14 protein-coding genes are annotated in these 16,257 nt (G+C 70.9%); 2 read left to right on the forward strand and 12 right to left on the reverse strand.

Annotation, left to right across the window (positions count from 1 at the left end; genetic code table 11):
* The first annotated feature begins 53 nt into the window (after nt 1-53).
* Complete coding sequence (locus tag OHU74_RS27645) at nt 54-929, forward strand: LysR family transcriptional regulator (protein WP_371618354.1); 876 nt, start codon at nt 54-56, stop codon at nt 927-929.
* A gap of 63 nt (nt 930-992) precedes the next feature.
* Here the strand turns inward: OHU74_RS27645 and metF are convergent, their stop codons facing one another.
* From metF to OHU74_RS27700, 11 genes are all read right to left on the reverse strand, one after another.
* Complete coding sequence (metF, locus tag OHU74_RS27650) at nt 993-1,895, reverse strand: methylenetetrahydrofolate reductase [NAD(P)H] (RefSeq protein ID WP_371618355.1); 903 nt, start codon at nt 1,893-1,895, stop codon at nt 993-995.
* A complete protein-coding gene (locus tag OHU74_RS27655; RefSeq protein WP_371618356.1) occupies nt 1,892-2,875 on the reverse strand; it encodes a carbohydrate kinase family protein in 984 nt (327 codons plus the stop codon). The genes metF and OHU74_RS27655 overlap by 4 nt, the downstream gene beginning before the upstream one ends.
* Nucleotides 2,876-2,877: 2 nt before the next feature.
* Nucleotides 2,878-4,101 (reverse strand): methionine adenosyltransferase, encoded by a 1,224-nt coding sequence (gene metK, locus OHU74_RS27660; RefSeq protein WP_371618357.1) that lies wholly within the window; start codon nt 4,099-4,101, stop codon nt 2,878-2,880.
* A 119-nt stretch (nt 4,102-4,220) separates the two neighbouring features.
* Nucleotides 4,221-4,943 carry a HemK2/MTQ2 family protein methyltransferase gene (locus OHU74_RS27665; RefSeq protein ID WP_371618358.1) on the reverse strand — a complete coding sequence of 241 codons (723 nt, stop codon included), beginning with the start codon at nt 4,941-4,943 and terminating at the stop codon, nt 4,221-4,223.
* A gap of 133 nt (nt 4,944-5,076) precedes the next feature.
* Entirely contained in the window at nt 5,077-6,036 is a 960-nt protein-coding gene (locus tag OHU74_RS27670) for a pseudouridine-5'-phosphate glycosidase (protein ID WP_371618359.1), read from the reverse strand.
* Nucleotides 6,037-6,046: 10 nt separating this feature from the next.
* Complete coding sequence (locus OHU74_RS27675) at nt 6,047-10,120, reverse strand: amino acid adenylation domain-containing protein (protein ID WP_371618360.1); 4,074 nt, start codon at nt 10,118-10,120, stop codon at nt 6,047-6,049.
* A gap of 101 nt (nt 10,121-10,221) precedes the next feature.
* Complete coding sequence (locus tag OHU74_RS27680; protein WP_371618361.1) at nt 10,222-10,905, reverse strand: NAD(P)H-dependent oxidoreductase; 684 nt, start codon at nt 10,903-10,905, stop codon at nt 10,222-10,224.
* A gap of 89 nt (nt 10,906-10,994) precedes the next feature.
* The gene (gene upp, locus OHU74_RS27685) at nt 10,995-11,666 is read right to left on the reverse strand and encodes a uracil phosphoribosyltransferase (protein WP_371618362.1); all 672 of its coding nucleotides are present in this window, start codon (nt 11,664-11,666) and stop codon (nt 10,995-10,997) included.
* Complete coding sequence (locus OHU74_RS27690) at nt 11,666-12,367, reverse strand: phosphoribosylanthranilate isomerase (RefSeq protein ID WP_371618363.1); 702 nt, start codon at nt 12,365-12,367, stop codon at nt 11,666-11,668. Before OHU74_RS27690 ends, upp begins: the two co-directional genes overlap by 1 nt.
* Before the next feature lie 113 nt (nt 12,368-12,480).
* On the reverse strand, nt 12,481-13,167 hold the full coding sequence (locus OHU74_RS27695) for a type 1 glutamine amidotransferase domain-containing protein (protein ID WP_371618364.1): 687 nt from the start codon (nt 13,165-13,167) through the stop codon (nt 12,481-12,483).
* A gap of 62 nt (nt 13,168-13,229) precedes the next feature.
* On the reverse strand, nt 13,230-14,009 hold the full coding sequence (locus OHU74_RS27700; RefSeq protein WP_371618365.1) for an alpha/beta fold hydrolase: 780 nt from the start codon (nt 14,007-14,009) through the stop codon (nt 13,230-13,232).
* Between the two features lie 584 nt (nt 14,010-14,593).
* Here OHU74_RS27700 and OHU74_RS27705 point away from each other — a divergent pair.
* Nucleotides 14,594-15,460: a helix-turn-helix domain-containing protein gene (locus OHU74_RS27705; protein ID WP_371618366.1), complete on the forward strand. Its 867-nt coding sequence runs from the start codon at nt 14,594-14,596 to the stop codon at nt 15,458-15,460.
* A gap of 26 nt (nt 15,461-15,486) precedes the next feature.
* Here OHU74_RS27705 and OHU74_RS27710 read toward each other — a convergent pair whose 3' ends face one another.
* Nucleotides 15,487-16,062, reverse strand: a complete 576-nt coding sequence (locus tag OHU74_RS27710; protein ID WP_371618367.1) for a hypothetical protein — start codon at nt 16,060-16,062, stop codon at nt 15,487-15,489.
* Nucleotides 16,063-16,257: the final 195 nt, after the last annotated feature.

Here is a 16,257-nt window from a genome sequence, read left to right on the forward strand (position 1 = left end):
CATGAGTCCAACACATGCTTGTCACCCGATGCATCTCGTATCACGATGGATCCATGGAGCTCCAGCAGATGCGGTACGTGATCGCCGTGGCCGAGACGAACAGCTTCACCAGGGCTGCCCAACGCTGCCTCGTGGTCCAGTCCGCGCTCAGCCACCAGGTCGCGCGCCTAGAGAAGGAACTGGGTGCCAGGCTCTTCGAACGCACCAGTCGCCGGGTCCGGTTGACCCCGGCGGGCGCGGCCTTCCTGCCCGCCGCCCGCCAGTGCCTGGACGCGGCGGAGCGGGCTGCCGCCGAGGTCGCGGCGGCCGTCGGGGAGGTGCGCGGACGCCTCGCGGTGGGGCTGATCCCCACCGTCGCGGCCGTGGACATCCCCGCCGTCCTCAGGGACTTCAACCAGCGCCATCCCAAGGCCCGGATCAGCCTCAGCGTGGGAGCGAGCGACGAGCTCGTCGAGCAGGTCAGGCAGGGCGAGATCGAGGTGGCCTTCCTCGGCATCCCGGTCACGGCCCGCCCCAAGGGCGTCAATGCCCGGGAGCTGGCCCGGGAGCGGCTGGTCGCCGTGGTCTCCCCGGACCACCCGCTCGCCGGCGAGACCTCGGTCGACCTGCGCCGGCTGTCCTCGGAGGTGTTCGTGGACCTCCCGGCGAAGACCGCCGGCCGGGCCCAGTCGGATCTGGCCTTCACCGCCGCCGGCCTCACCCGCGAGGTGGCCTTCGAGGTGACCAACGCGGACTACCTGGCCCGTCTGGTCGGCGCGGGCCTGGGCGTGGCCCTGCTCCCGCCCGGCTACGTGGCGGGCCTGACCGGGATGGTCACCATCGAGGTCACGGACGCGCCGTCCCGCGCCGAGTACGTGATCTGGGGCCGGGAGAGCCGCACCCCGGCGGCCGCGGCCTTCCTGGAGCTCCTGGACCTCCAGGAGGAATGAGTACGGGAGCACGCGGACGAGCCGGGGTCGCCCCCGGCTCGTCCCCACGGTTGCGGCAGTGACTCAGGACCGGGCCGCCAGGGCGCGGCCGGTCAGGCCGGAACCGAGCAGCGCGCGGTGGATCTCCGAGGTCGCCGTGGACCGGTTGAGCGTGATGTAGTGCAGGCCGGGAACGCCCTCGGCGAGCAGCCGCTCGGCCATGGCCACCGCGAAGTCGACGCCGATCCGATGGCCCTCGGCGCCGCTGCCCGCCGCCTCCAGCCGCCGGGCCAGGTCCTCGGGGAAGGCGGCCCCGCTCAGCTCGGCGAACCGGGCGATCTGCCGGGCGTCCGTGGCCGGCATGATCGCGGGGATGATCGGGACGTCGCACCCGGCCGCCACGACCCGGTCCCGCAGCCGCAGGTAGTCCTCGGCCCGGAAGAACATCTGGGTGACCGCGTAGTCCGCGCCCGCACGGCACTTGGCCACGAAGTGCCGGATCTCGGACTCCCAGTCGGGGGAGCGCGGATGGCGTTCGGGGAACGCGGCCACGCCGACGCTGAAGGCTCCCGACTCCCGCACCAGCCGGACCAGCTCCCAGGCGTGGGAGAGGCCGCCCGGGTGCTGGATCCAGGGCGCGTTCGGGTCGCCCGGCGGGTCCCCGCGCAGGGCCAGGACGTCCCGGACACCGGCGTCCGCGTACTGGCCGATCACGTGCCGCAGTTCGGCCACCGAGTGCGCCACCGCCGTCAGGTGGGCCACCGGCCGCAGGGTGGTCTGCGCCGCGATCCGCTTCGTCAGCTCGACCGTGCGGTCCCGGGACGATCCCCCGGCCCCGTAGGTCACCGAGACGAAACTCGGGGCGAACGCCTCGATCCGGCGGATCGCCTCCCACAGGGCGGCCGCGCCCGCCTCCGTGCGGGGCGGGAAGAACTCGAAGGAGAACGAGGGGGTCCCGGTGGCGAGGAGTGCGCGCAGCTCCGTCACCCGGGCTCCCCGGGCCACGCGCCGATCTCCGCCGCGGCCTCGGCCCCGTAGGAGCGCAGCAGTCGCTCCGAGAGGTCCCAGGGGAGCAGTTTGTACTCCTGGGTGCCGGAGGACTCGAGGACGATCGTGGCCACGGCGCAGCCCAGTTGGGCCGCTCGGAGGTGGGACAGCCCCCGGGACAGGCCCGCGAGGAAGCCGGCCCGGAAGGCGTCGCCCACACCGGTGGGTTCGGTGGGCCGGTCCGTCGCTACGGCGGGCACGTGCTCGGCCGCTCCGCCGGCGGTCAGGATCGAGACCCCGTCGGCGCCCCGGGTGACGATCCACACGCCGACGCGCGCCAGCACGTCGGCCTCGCTCCACCCGGTCTTCTGCCGCAGCAGCGCGCTCTCGTACGCGTTGGTGAAGAGGAACCGGGCCCCGTCCACGAGGAGTCGGGTCGACTCCTCGTCGAGCCGCGCCAGTTGCTGCGAGGGGTCGGCCGCGACGGGGATGCCGGCGGCGTGCGCCGCCCTGGTGTGGCGGACCATCGCCTCCGGCACGTCGGGGGCGACCAGGACCAGGTCGAGGGCGCCGACGCGGGCCACGACCTCGGCGAGGTCGATCTCCTGGGCCTCCACCATGGCGCCCGGGTAGAAGGAGGCGATCTGGTTGTGGTCGAGGTCGGTGGTGCACATGAAGCGGGCGGTGTGCCGCGTGGTGCTGAGCCGGACCGATCCGGTGTCCACGCCGCAGGCGCGCAGCCGGGCGTCGTACTCGGCGAAGTCCGTGCCCGCGGCGCCGACCAGCACCGGGGCCAGCCCGAGCTGCCCCAGCCCGAAGCAGATGTTCGCGGCGACGCCGCCCCGGCGCACCTGGAGGTCGTCCACGAGGAACGACAGGGAGATCGTGGCCAGGCGCTCGGGGATGATCTGCTCGGCGAAGCGGCCCGGGAAGGTCGCCAGGTGGTCGGTGGCGATGGATCCGGTGACGGCGATGTCCATGATCACATCCCGGCGGCCGCGCGGAGGGCCTCGGTGCGGTCGGTGCGCTCCCAGGTGAACTCGGGCAGCTCGCGGCCGAAGTGGCCGTAGGCGGCGGTCCGGGCGTAGATCGGGCGGAGCAGGTCGAGGTCGCGGATGATCGCGGCGGGGCGCAGGTCGAAGACCTGGGCGATGGCGTCCTCGATCTTCTCCACGTCGACCTTGGCGGTGCCGAAGGTTTCGACGAAGAGGCCTACGGGTTCGGCCTTGCCGATGGCGTAGGCGACCTGGACCTCGCAGCGCGAGGCGAGGCCGGCGGCGACGACGTTCTTGGCGACCCAGCGCATGGCGTAGGCGGCGGAACGGTCCACCTTGGAGGGGTCCTTGCCCGAGAAGGCGCCGCCGCCGTGGCGGGCCATGCCGCCGTAGGTGTCGATGATGATCTTGCGGCCGGTGAGGCCCGCGTCGCCCATCGGGCCGCCGATCTCGAAGCGCCCCGTCGGGTTCACCAGCAGCCGGTAGCCCTCGGTGTTCAGCTTGATGCCGTCCTCCACCAGCCCGGCCAGCACGTGCTCCACCACGTGCTGGCGGATGTCGGGGGTCAGGAGGACGTCGAGGTCGATGTCGCTCGCGTGCTGGGAGGAGACCACCACCGTGTCCAGACGGACCGGGACTTCACCCTCGTACTCGATGGTCACCTGGGTCTTGCCGTCGGGACGCAGGTACGGGACCGTCCCGTCCTTGCGGACCTCGGTGAGCCGGCGCGACAGCCGGTGCGCCACCTCGATCGGCAGCGGCATCAGGTTCGGGGACTCGTCGCAGGCGTAGCCGAACATCAGGCCCTGGTCACCGGCGCCCTGCCGGTCCAGCTCGTCACCCTCCTCGCCCGCGCCGGCACCCTCGACGCGCCTCTCGTACGCGGTGTCGACACCCTGCGCGATGTCCGGGGACTGCGCGCCGATGGAGACGGAGACTCCGCAGGAGGCGCCGTCGAAGCCCTTCGCGGAGGAGTCGTAGCCGATCTCCAGGACCGCCTCGCGCACCAGCGCGGGGATGTCGGCCCAGGCGGACGTGGTCACCTCGCCGGCCACGTGCACCTGGCCGGTGGTGATCAGGGTTTCCACCGCCACCCGGGAGTGCGGGTCCTGGGCCAGCAGGGCGTCGAGGACGGTGTCGCTGATCCGGTCGGCGATCTTGTCGGGATGGCCCTCGGTCACCGACTCGGAGGTGAACAGGCGTTGGGACACGGCGTAGCGCTCCTGTCGTACGGACGTGCGTGGATGGGTACCGGATGCGGCCCGGGCCGGTGCGGCCCGCGGCCGGCCGGGGCCTCCCCGGTGGGGGAGGCCCCGGCGGGTGTCCGGGGTCAGGACAGGCGGTGCACGGTGAACTCGACCGGCAGGTCGAAGACGGGCCGGGTGGTGGAGAAGACCACCTCGTGGGTGAAGCCCTCGTCGGCCACCAGCTTCTCGAAGTACTCCACGTCGCCCATGGTGCTGAAGAAGAGGATCATGCGGCCCTTCTCCGTCAGGTGGTTGCGGGCCTCGCGGAAGAAGCGGGTCAGCGCCTGGTAGCCGGCGTCGGTGCCGGCGACGTCCGCGTAGTCGGCGGCGGCGAACCACTGGAACGGCGGGTTGAAGACGATCAGGTCGAAGCGGCCCTCGACCGAGTTGAAGACGTCGCTCTCCTGCGCCTCCACGCGGTCGGCGAGGCCGTTCAGCTCCGCGTTGACGCGGACGGCGGTCACGGCGTGCGGGTTGAGGTCCACGGCCAGGACATCGGCGCCCTTGTTGGCGGCTATCAGGGCCAGCGAACCGCTGCCGGTGCCCATGTCGAGGACCCGGTCACCCGGTTCGACCTCGGCGAAGACCGCGCCGCCGAGCATCGGGGACACCGGGCAGGGGGTCATGACCTGCGAGGGGACCCGCAGGGTCAGGCCCAGGAACGGGTGGGTCTCCTCGCCCTCCTCGCCGCCGCCCAGCGAGGACATGACCTTGCGCAGTTCCTTGATCTCCTCCACCCGCTCCGGGGAGACGAGCGGGCGGTAGGACTCGGCTTCGGACGTGGACTGCCGGTCGAGCTTGGTCATGGTGTCGCATCCATTCGTATGTCGTGCCCGAGGAAACGGGTTCGGTGGGTGGGGATGGTGGGGGGTGGGTGGTGTGGGGGCGGTGGTGCGATGGGGACGGCGGTACGGCGGGATGGCCGGGTGGCGGCGTCCGTCAGGCGGGCCGGGACCCGGCCCGCAGGCGGGCGTGCGCCGCGGCCAGCCGGCCGCCGACCTCGGCCGTGCTGACGAGCACGGCCATGTTGGCCTTGGACGAACGGCCTTCCGTGGCCGCGTCCACCGCACGCATCAGGTACTTCGTGATGGCCTGGCCCCGGATGCCGTCCCGGTCGGCGGCGGCCATGGCCGCGGTGATCGCGGCCTCGACCTCGTCGCTGTCGATCGCCTCCTGGGGCCGGACCGGTGTGGTGATCAGGAAGGAGCCGTTGCCGCCGAGCGCCCAGTGGTTCTCGACCGACCGGGCGATCACGTCGTCGTCGTCCAGCCGCATCGGGCTGCGGAAGCCGCTGGACACGCAGTAGAAGGCGGGGAAGTCGTCCGACCGGTACGAGACCACCGGTACGCACTGGGTCTCCAGGTACTCCAGCGTCAGTCCGAGGTCCAGGATCTTCTTCGCGCCGGCGCACACCACCGCGACCTTGGAGCGGGTGAACTGGATCAGGTCGGAGGACACGTCCATGGTCGTTTCGGCGCCCCGGTGCACGCCGCCGATGCCGGCCGAGGAGAAGAACGCGATGCCCGCGAGTTCGGCCGCCACCAGCGAGGAGGCGACCGTCAGCGCGCCCATCCGGCCCTGGGCCAGGACCACGGGCATGTCCCGGCTGCTGACCTTGGGGATGCCCGGCGTCGAGGCGAACCGGTCGATGTCGGCGTCGGTCATGCCGACCACGATCCTGCCGCCCTCCACGGCGATCGTGGCCGGGACCGAGCCGCCCGCCCGGACGGCCTCCTCGACCTTCCGGGCGGTCGCGGCGTTGTCCGGGTACGGCAGGCCGTGGGTGATGACGTTGGACTCCAGCGCCACCACCGGGCGGCCTTCGTGGAGGGCCTCGGCCACCTCGGGGCTGAAGACGAGCGGGACGTCCTGGTGGGTGAGGGAGCTGGTGGAGGTCACGGCCGTCCCCTCACTCGGTGTCGGGGCCGTAGTTCGGGACCTTGCCGAGGATGTGTCTGCGGTTGACGATCTCCGGGATGTAGACCTCCTCGTTCCAGAGCTCCTTGTCGATCGACTCGACCGCGATCGACACCACCCCCTCGTCGCAGCCGAAGGCGTCGGTGACCGCCTTGGTCACCGCGGACACCAGCTCGGACTGTTGCTCGTCGCTGAGCGCCATCGGGAAGTGCTTGATGTTGACGTGCGGCATGACGGTGTCCTTCCGGATGTTCAGGCGCCGGCGGATCGCCGTCGCGAGCTCGTCGATGTCCGGTTCCCTGAGCACGGAGTAGTGGTCGGCCTCCAGCTCGACGACGGTCGGCGGGTCCGAGGAGTAGCCGCTGCTGCCGTCGAGGAACGAGTACTCGTCCCCGCGGGCCTTGAAGATGGTGATGGGCGCCGAGATCCGCCGCTCCCGCAGTTCGCGGAAGGTGTAGCTGAACTCGAAGGTCAGCGACACGACCCGTACGATCCGCAGGACCCAGTCGCGGTCCATGCCCGGCAGCCGGCCGGCGACGAACTCGGCGAAGCCCTGCTCATCGCTCGCCACGGCCAGGCACTGCGCCGTCAGGTCGCCGTCGATCCGCCCGGTGAAGACCGAGAGCAGGATGGAGACGAAGGTGGGATCGGTGTACGAGGCGCTCCGCCGGTCCGGTCCCTCCGTGCGCACCTTGGGGGCGCCCGGGGCGATCAGGAAGACGTGGTCGACGCTGTGGCCGGCCCGCTCCAGCTGGTACGCGGCCTCGAAGGCGACCCGGGCTCCGAAGGAGTACCCCCACACCGTGTAGGGCCCCTGCGGCTGCCGGCTCGTGATGGCCTTGACGTCCTCGGCCGCCATCTCCCGGATCGTCCCGTACGGCACCTCGCCCGGGTTGATCCCGTACGCCTGCACCCCGAGGAAGGGGCGGTCCGTGCCCATCCGCTCGGCCAGGAGCCGCAGGTTCATCGGATAGCCGCCCAGACCGGGCCAGCAGTGGATAGCGGGTCCGGAGCCCTCCCGCTGCAGGGGGACCAGGCGCGAGGTGTCGCCCGCCGCCCCGCCGGCGATCCGGCGGGCCAGCCCCTCCACCGTCGGCGTGGTGAAGATGCCCTCGAGCGGCAGTCCGGAGCCGAACGTCCGGTTGATCCGGTTGATCAGGGCCACGGCGAGCAGCGAGTTGCCGCCGCAGGCGAAGAAGTCGTCCTGGACGGAGACGCTCTCCTGCTTCATCACCTGCTTCCACAGCGCGGCCACCCGGCGCTCGGTCTCGTCCCGGGGGGCCACGAAGGGACGGTCGGCCTCCCCGACGTCCACCTTGTCGGAGACGGCCAGCGCCTTGAGGTCGATCTTGCCGTTGGCGGTGGTCGGCAGCGCGTCGAGAATGATCACCTTGTTCGGGATCATGTAGTCCGGCAGGTAGTTGACGAGGTCGTCGCGGATCAGCTCCGCCGGCCCCCGCATGTGGACCGCGTCCTCCCGCATGCCCTCGTGGAGCCGCTGCTCCTGGCTCACCCGGCCGCCGACGAAGAAGTACGAGGCCCCGCCGGGCCGGCCGAGCCCGTCCAGGATGCCGTCGATCCGCCGGGCGGAGGGCAGGTCGTGGCCGCTCTGCGAGCTGTAGCCCGAGGACATGAAGCCGATGTCGAGGTCGTTCATCGACAGGCGCTGGAGGGTGCGGCCGAGGTCGATGTAGCGCCGCCATTCCTGCGGACTGCGGCTGATCACCGAGACGCCGAAGCCCGCCCGGTCGTAGACCGCCTGGTTGATCGCGATGACGTGCTTGCGCAGGATCAGGTCCCGGGAGACCGGGCGCAGCCGGCCGTCCTCGTAGGCGTACTGTCCGGCCGGCCGGTCCAGCCCCTTGCGGGGGTGGATCTGGACGTACAGGTCGATGTCCTCGTCCGCGCGGGGGCCCCGGTAGGGCACCCAGTCGAAGGCGCCGAGGTAGTGGTCCCCGGCGGCGACCCGCAGCCCGGACTTGGCCTCCGGGACGAAGGGGGCGGCTTCGATGTCGAGGCCGTACCGCGGCAGGACCTCCTCGAGGAGTCCGACCATGTGGCCGGCCTCGATCTCCAGGACCTCCCGGATGTTCTTCTTGTAGACGGGCTCGACGGCTCCGCGCCGGCCCAGGAAGTGGGCCCGGATCCGGGGGCCCGCCGACGCGGACTCCGGCGCGGGGAGCTCGGAGACCAGCACCAGCTGGTGGTTGACCGGGTGGTGGTAGTGGATGCCCGGCGGGATCCCCGGGAAGCCGGTGATCTCCAGGTAGAGCTGGGTGGCGTAGAGGGAACCGGGAGAGGCGTAGGCGTACTTGGGGAGCAGCCGCTCCGGGCTCAGGTGCGGTCCGAGGCTGCGCAGGATCGCGCCGAGTTCTCGGGTGTCCAGCTCGGCGAGCTCCCGCCCGGGCACGGCGCAGGGGCGGCGGGCCAGCAGCTCCAGCAGGTCGGCCTGCGCCACCGGGGCGGCGCCCTCGTAGAAGCGGTACGTCTTGCGGGCGAAGGCGAGGCCGCGCTGGGCCGGTGTGGGCGTCCGGCCGGGCAGGTCGAGTACGGGCAGGCCGGCGAGCTCGGCCCCGGACCGTATCCCGGGATTCGACAGCTGGGCCTTGACCTGGAGCTTGCTCTCCTTGGACTGGTGGTGCGCGCCGTGGCTGCCCTGGTCCATCAGGGCGGCTTCCTTCGGATCGAGTTCGACGCAGGCGATCAGGTTCTGGAAACCCGTCCTCGGGTCGTCCTTGACCAGCACGGCCGCGTGCCGCACCCAGTCGTGGGTCTCGATGGCGAGCCTGATCTCGTCGAGCTCCACACGGAACCCGCGCAGCTTGACCTGGTTGTCGGCGCGGCCGGTGAACTGGACGGTGCCGTCGGCGTTCCAGTAGGCCAGGTCCCCGGTGCGGAAGAGCCGTCCCGGGCCGAACGGGTTGTCCGTGAAGCGCTGCTCGGTCAGGTCGGGCCGGTGCAGGTAGCCGCGCGCGACCTGGACGCCGCCGATGTACAGCTCGCCGACCTCGCCCACGGCCAGTTCGGCGAGGTCGGGGCCCAGGACGTGGTACTCGGTGGAGTCGACCGGGGCGCCGATGGAGATCGAGTGGGGTCCGTCTCCGACGGTGGACCTGGTCACGGTGAGGGACGAGGAGTTGATCGTGCACTCGGTGGGTCCGTAGAGGTTGATCAGCTCGGACCCGGGGAGGGCCTCCAGGCAGGCACGGGCCAGGGGCCTGGAGAGGGCCTCGCCGCCGGTGAAGACCTGCTCCAGCGAGCGGCAGGAGTCGAACTCCGGTGTGTCCAGAAGGGCTTGGAGCAGGGTCGGGACGCACTGGAGGGTGGTCACGGAGTGGGTCCTGACCGCCTGCACCAGCCGCTCGGTGTCCCGGTGGATGCCGGCGCCGCCGATCACGACGACGCAGCCGACGGCCGGGGCGAGGATCTCCCACTGGGCGGCGTCGAAGCTGATCGGTGTCTTCTGCAGGACGACCCGGGTGCGGTCGATGCCGTGGGCGGTCCGTAACCAGGACATCTGGTTGACGATGCTCCGGTGCTCGATCATGACGCCCTTGGGGCGCCCGGTGCTGCCCGAGGTGTAGATGACGTAGGCCAGCGAGGCGGGGGCGATGTCCGCGTCCGCGCCCGGGCCGCCCTCGCCGACGTCCTCGACCCGGACGATCACCGTGTCCGCGGGGGCCAGCGCGGCCAGGCGTTCGACGAGGTGGCCCTGGGTGACGATCACCTTCGCGCCCGAGTGCTCGATCATGTAGCGCAGGCGCTCTTCGGGGTACTCCGGAGCGAGCGGAAGGTAGGCGCCGCCCGCGAAGAGGATGCCCCAGACCCCGGTCATCAGGTCGTGGGAGGGCTCGACGAACAGCCCCACGCAGTGGTCGGCGCTCACGCCGAGGTCCCGCAGGCGTCCGGCCAGTCCTCGGCTCCGCCCCACCAGTGCGGCGAAGGTCACGTGTTCTTCGCCGCTGATCACCGCGGTGGCGTCCGGGCGTTCGGCGGCGGTGCGCAGGAGCAGTTCGGGCAACGACAGACGAGTGGCCGGTTTCCGGTCAGACGCGTCGGTGGTCATATGAGTCCCCCTGGGTGTGCGTGTGTGCCGTGTGGTGGGCGGGTTGTGGCGGTCACCCGCTCGTGACGAACACTCGGCCGGTGTGGGGACCGGCCGAGTGTTCACCGGCCCGCGTCGGCGGCCCTGCCCTTTCGCAGGGCGTCGGCGACCTCGACCATGCGGCGGGTCTGGTGGGCGATGGCGGCGAGGTTGTCCTCGGTGACGTTCTCCGCCAGCCGGCCCGGAACCGCCTGCCGGCCGGAGACGGAACTGACGCCGTACGGGTTGCCGTTGCTGGGCGCCGTCATGATCTCGTCGGTGATGCCGGGCGGCACGATGATCCCGCCCCAGTGGTAGAAGACGGTGTTCAGCGACAGGATCGTCGCTTCCTGGCCGCCGTGCGGGGCGCCCGTCGAAGTGAAGGAGGACATGACCTTGCCGGCCAGGCCGCCGCGCGCGTTGAGTGGCCAGGCGAGGTCGATGAAGTGCTTGAGCGGCGCGGCGATCATGCCGAACCGGCCGGGGCCGCCGAGCAGGATCGCGTCGGCCCAGTCGAGGTCGTCGGCGCCGGCGGTGGGGATGTCCGCGATGGCCTCGGCGTTCTCGCGCCACGCCTCGGTCCACTCGGTGAACTCGGGGGCCAGGGAGGCGTCGACGTACTCGGCGACCCGGCGCAGCCGGACCTCGGCGCCGGTCTTCGCGGCGGCTTCCTCGGCGGCCACGGCGAGCTTGTGGATGTTGCCGGTGCCCGAGTAGTAGACGATCGAGAGCTTGGTCGTCGACGGGGATGTGTCGGCGGTGGACACGGGGTGTACTCCTCACTGCGAAGGTCGTGGGGCCGCAGGGGCGGGGTTCCAGGCGCTCGGAGCCCCGCCCGCTGCGGAGGGTCGGGCGCTCACGCCGGGATGTCGGTCCCGAAGTAGCGGTCGCCGAAGTCACCGATGCCGGGAAGCATGAACGCGTGCTCGCTGAGACGCTCCTCGACGGAGGAGGTCACGATCCGCACCTCGGGGTGCCGGTCGTGGACGACCTTGATCCCTTCGGGGGCGGAGAGCAGGTTCACGAAGACGATGTGCCCCTCGGGCACCCCGTGTTCGAGCAGTACGCGGATGGCGGCCAGCGCGGTGCCGCCGGTGGCGAGCATGGGGTCGAGGAGCAGCACGTGGCCCCGGTCGATGCCGGGGGGCAGCGCCGCGTAGTACAGGTGCGGGAGTTTGGTGACCTTGTCCCGCTGGATCAGGATCTTGCCCAGCCGGGTCTCCGGCGCCATCACGCGCAGCTCGGACTCCATGCTGTCGCCGGCCCGGGCGATGGAGACTCCGTAGACCTGCGAGGCCAGGGAGAGGCCGTGGTAGGTCCGGCCGACCGGGGTGCGGACCTCGCGGGGCTCGTAGGGGAGCAGGTCCAGCGCGGCGTCGAGGAGCCCGCGGATGATCCGGTTGGCGGCGGGGACGAAGTCCTCCCGCCGGGCCTCGCGGTCGCGGACGATCGAGTGCAGGGCGCGCAGCCGGTTGGTCTGGGGCAGCAGGTGGGTCACGCCGCTCAGTGGCTCGGTTCGCGTGGTCATCAGGACCGGCTCCGTCCGTCCTCGGCGGCGACCCGGTCGAAGGCGGCGCGGGCCTCCAGCACGAAGGTGCGTACCTTCTGGCGGTCCTTGCGCCGGGTGGCGGGGTCCTCCAGGCCGGTGTGGGAGTCCACGGCGGCCGGGCGGACGGCCTCGATGGCCGCCCCGACGTTCTCCGGGGTGAGCCCGCCGGCCAGCATCAGGGGCTTGGGGGAGATGCGGACGAGCTCGGCGCTGACGGCCCAGTCGTGGGTCAGCCCGGTCGCCCCCTTGGCACCGGTGGCCGGGTTGAAGCTGTCGGTGATGAACATGTCGATCCACTCGGCGGAGGTCTCGACGATCTCGCGGAGCTCGTCGATGTTGTCCGTCTTGACCACCAGGCTCTTGAGGACGTAGAGGTCCGGGGCCAGGGTGCGCAGCCGGCGCAGCTCGGCGGGGGTCACGTCGCCGTGCAGCTGGATCGCTCCGACGCCCATCTCGGCGCAGAAGCCGGCGATCTCGTCTGCATCGGTCAGGTAGGTGATGATGACGCCCTTGTTGTCGGGCTGGATCGCCTTGACGATGGCGGCGGCCTCGGCCTCCGACAGGTCCTCGTTCTTGGCGGGGAGCCGCAGGGCGAAGCCGAGCCAGTCCGCGCCCTCCTCGACGATGAGGTCGGCCTCGGACTGGTCGATGACGCCCGCGACCTGGATCAAGCCGTACATGTCTGCCTCCTTGGGCCGCGGCGGTCCGAGCCGGGGCCGGTCTGCGATGGGATTCCTCGGGTGACGACGGCGGTGGAACCGGGGCTCGGCTCAGTGCCGGTGCTGCGACAGGGCTAGCCCGCGGCCCGGTCGATCTCGGCGACGACGAGCCGCGCCACGGGGGCGGCGGAGGCGGGGTTCTGCCCCGTGATGACCCGGCCGTCGCTCTCGGTGTGTTCCTGGAACATGGGCGCCTTGGCGTGCAGCGCCCCGGTCTCCTTCAGCCGGTCCTCGAGGAGGAAGGGCATGACCTCGACGAGGCCGATCGACTGCTCCTCCTCGTTGCTGAAGGAGGCGACGCGCTTGCCGCGCACCAGGTGGGTGCCGTCCGGCAGGCGCAGGTTGACGAGCGCGGCCGGGCCGTGGCAGACGGCGGAGACGACTCCGCCGCGGCCGTGGATGTCCATGGCGATGCGGGCCAGGTCGGGGGAGTCGGGGAAGTCCCACATGGCGCCGTGGCCGCCGACGTAGAAGATCGCGGAGTACTCGGCGGGGTCCACCTCGGCCGCCCGGCGGGTCGCCACGAGCTTGCCCTTGACGGTCTCGTCGGCCAGGAAGCCGATGATCTCGGGGTCGCTCTCCTCGCCGTCGAAGACGACGGCCGGCGGCTCGCCGCCGAGCACGGAGACGAAGTCGACCTCGTGGCCGGCGCCCGTGAAGACGTTGTAGGGGTGGGCCGCCTCCGAGACGCTGTAGCCCGTCCGGTTGCCGGTGTCCCCCAGGGTCTCGTGGCTGCTGACGGCGAGCAGGATCTTGGCCATGCTTCCTCCTGGAATCGCCGCGGAGTGCGCTCCGCGGGTGGTCGGGTCGTGCGTGGTGGGCGTCAGGCCTGGTGAAGGAAGTCCTGGACCAGCTTCACGAACTCGACCGGCTTCTCGAAGATCACCATGTGGCCGCTGTCGATCTCGGTGTACGAGGAGTTCGGGATGGCGGCGGCCAGCTCGCGGGAGTGCTCGGCGGGCACCGCGGCGTCCGGGTACGGGGCCAGGACGAGGGTCTCGGCCCGCACCTTGCCGACCAGGTCGCGGATGTCCACCTGGACGAGCAGCTCGAGCTGGCGGATCCGGCCGTCGGAGGGGCTCAGCTCGGAGCCGAGGTTCTCGACGTCGCTCAGACTGGCCTGACCGCGGATGAAGCGGGGGCTGAAGGCGGTGGTGCTGAGCACGCGGCCGAAGGCCTTCGCGTCGTGCTTCTGACTCAGGGTCAGGCCGATCAGGTTCTGGATGTAGAGGTCCGACTTGACCAGGCCGCCGACGGTGATCAGGCGGCGCACACCCTCGGGGTGCATCGCGGCGGTGGCGGCGACGACGGCCCCGCCGAGCGAGAACCCGACCAGGTCCACGGGGCCGAGGCCGGCGTGCTCGATCACGGCGGCGACCTCGTCGGCGAGCTGCTCGACGGTCAGCGGCGTGCCGTCGTCCTCGGCGGTCTCGCTGCCGGACAGCTCGGCAAGGATGACGGTGTTGCGGCGGGCGAACTCCTCGACCAGGTGGCCGAAGGTGACCTGGCCGCCCTTGCCCACGCCGTGCACCAGCAGCAGGGCCGGACCCTCGCCGGTCACGGTGTAGTGGATGCGCGAGTTACCGACGGAGATCGTGGGCATGACGGATCGCCTCCTGTGACGACATGAAAGGGAATGCGCGGGTGCGCGAAATATGGAAAGCGGAAAGCGGGACGAGAGGGTGCGCGGTGAATTCCGCCGGCCGGGTGCGCGGAAATCGGCCGTCGGCCACAACGCCCGAGATGATCCGGCGTTGTCGCATCGGTCTTCGGTGCGGAGCGCGGTGCGGTTGTCTCGCGGATACGATGCTTCGGAGATCCGGGAGGAGGCGTCCCCGGGTTTGCGCCTCCTCCTCGAACTCCGAGGTGGGGGGCTGTCGGGCGGTGTGACGACCACCTCCCGATCACCTGAAGCTGAATTTATCTACTTCTGGTGATCCGGTCAAGGGGTCCTGGATCACCTGAAGGTGATCCGACCCCCGATCGGTCTCCCGGAAGGGGGGAGGCGGCCCCGAAAGAAGGTGAGTAAATATCTAAAAATCGTGACAAGTAGGGTGTGGTGAGGGCAGCCTTCTCGGCGGTCGGCACGACTTCGGCGAAGGGCGCGAGCCCATTCCGATATCTCGGATGCCAAGATCTTCTCCCAGGGGGGCACTAGAATCCCTTCAAACCCTCACCTTGTGGAGCATGTCTATGCCCGACCGTGTCTTCGACGGCGGTAAGTTGCGTGACCGCCGTGTCATCAAACGCCTGTCGCAGGCTGCTCTGGCCGAGGGTCTTCACGTGAAAGTGAACGCCGTCTATCGCTGGGAGAACGGCCTGGCCGTTCCCCCTCAGGAGCGATTGTCGGCGATCTCCGCATTCCTGGACGCCGATCTCGACGAACTCTTTCCGCGCACCGAATCGCCGAATCTCGCCGACCTGCGGTGCGATGCCGGGATGACCCAGTCGGACACGGCGCAATACACCAATACCTCGTCCCCCATGCCGGTAAGGGCCGCAGAACAGGGAAAGCGGCCGCTGTCCGACCAAGCGGTGACGGTGCTGGCCGCCGCCTACGGCGTGACCCGCGCCGAACTGCTCGCGGCGCAGCGGCGTTCCTTCGGGCAGCCCGAAGCGCCGGAGGAAGAGCCTTCGGCCGACGGTGCCCGCGTGGCCCGCAAGCTGGAGTCGCTGCGCACCGAGGTCTACGGAGGGGTGGCGCCCTCTGATGCGCACCTCGCGTCCGAGGGGAACCGCAAGAGCGGCTCCGCGGTGCTCACCGAGGCGACGGTCCGGGCGCTACGGACCGGCGGGGTCGCCGAACCGGAGGAGGGGGCCCTCGGCGCCCTGGCGCTCGCCTTCGACGTGCCGGCGGTCTTCTTCCGGCAGGACGACCCGGAGGTCGACGCCCTGATCCTGTCGACCCTGGCCGTGCGCAACAGGTTCACCGTGATGGCCGCGCGCGGTGCGGGCCAGGGCATGCCCAAGGAATCCTGGGACCAGCTCCGCGACTTCATCGGCGAGACGATGGGGGAGATCCTGGCCGATGAAGGGAAGGGCCGCTCGGCGTAGTCGGTTCGGGCGCTGGCCGCCGGGATTCACGGCCGGGCGGGAGCTCCGCCACGGTGCGGGACGTCGCGCGGCGGCTGGCCCTCCTCGGCGGTCCGGCGCGTGCTCCTCTGGGCGATGAGCCGCGCCACATGGACGGCGCGCAGTTCGATGAGCGCGTCGTGGTCCGGGGGCCTGATCGTCGAGAGCCCGGCGTCCGGGGGCATCGCACGGGACCGCGCCATGTCGGGGGATTGAACCAAGCGGGTGTTGTCCCCGGCCCAGAAGTGCACCAACTGGTGCACCTTCAGGGTGAGTTCGTGGGGCGGTGAACGGCCCTTGGGGTGGAGGATCAGGTCGACCGGATGTGTGTCGTGCTTGATGAGGAGGCCGCACACGCCCTCGAGCCCGGTCAGGTGGTCCGGGATCGGCTTCATGACGATCTGCCGGCCGCTGGCCTCCGCCATGTTCCCGACCAGCTGGTCGAAGTCGAAGGGGTCCGGGAGGGGCATGGAGGCGATCAGGCGCTCGCTTTCCCGCTCGGCCTGGAAGTGCAGTCGGGAGGCGCGTAGATGGCGGGAGAAGCCCGAGAGGATTCCGGATTCGCGACGGGGGATCCGATTCATTCCGCGGATCCCGCCCCGATGGGCTGTCGCCGACCGTCGATCCCTCTTTCCGATTCCCGGCGCTTGGTTTGCGAGCGGCCTACCCTGGGCATTGTGCATTCCCCCTTCTGTGCACGACTGCTTGCGGTGTCGTATGGGCACGCGAGCGTTGTCGCGAGGTTGTCGACGTGCTGGATACCCCTATATGTCGCATGT

Origin of the sequence: Streptomyces sp. NBC_00454 (genome assembly GCF_041434015.1) — a bacterium.
In the GTDB taxonomy this organism is placed as follows: Bacteria; Actinomycetota; Actinomycetes; order Streptomycetales; family Streptomycetaceae; genus Streptomyces.

Coding starts and splice junctions, on each gene's coding strand:
- OHU74_RS27705 (WP_371618366.1), top strand. CDS start 14,594: ATGTCTATGCCCGACCGTGTCTTCGACGGCGGTAAGTTGCGTGACCGC.
- OHU74_RS27710 (WP_371618367.1), bottom strand. CDS start 16,062: ATGAATCGGATCCCCCGTCGCGAATCCGGAATCCTCTCGGGCTTCTCC.
- OHU74_RS27665 (WP_371618358.1), bottom strand. CDS start 4,943: ATGACCAAGCTCGACCGGCAGTCCACGTCCGAAGCCGAGTCCTACCGC.
- upp (WP_371618362.1), bottom strand. CDS start 11,666: ATGACCACGCGAACCGAGCCACTGAGCGGCGTGACCCACCTGCTGCCC.
- OHU74_RS27655 (WP_371618356.1), bottom strand. CDS start 2,875: ATGGACATCGCCGTCACCGGATCCATCGCCACCGACCACCTGGCGACC.
- OHU74_RS27695 (WP_371618364.1), bottom strand. CDS start 13,167: ATGGCCAAGATCCTGCTCGCCGTCAGCAGCCACGAGACCCTGGGGGAC.
- OHU74_RS27700 (WP_371618365.1), bottom strand. CDS start 14,009: ATGCCCACGATCTCCGTCGGTAACTCGCGCATCCACTACACCGTGACC.
- OHU74_RS27675 (WP_371618360.1), bottom strand. CDS start 10,120: ATGACCACCGACGCGTCTGACCGGAAACCGGCCACTCGTCTGTCGTTG.
- OHU74_RS27645 (WP_371618354.1), top strand. CDS start 54: ATGGAGCTCCAGCAGATGCGGTACGTGATCGCCGTGGCCGAGACGAAC.
- OHU74_RS27690 (WP_371618363.1), bottom strand. CDS start 12,367: ATGTACGGCTTGATCCAGGTCGCGGGCGTCATCGACCAGTCCGAGGCC.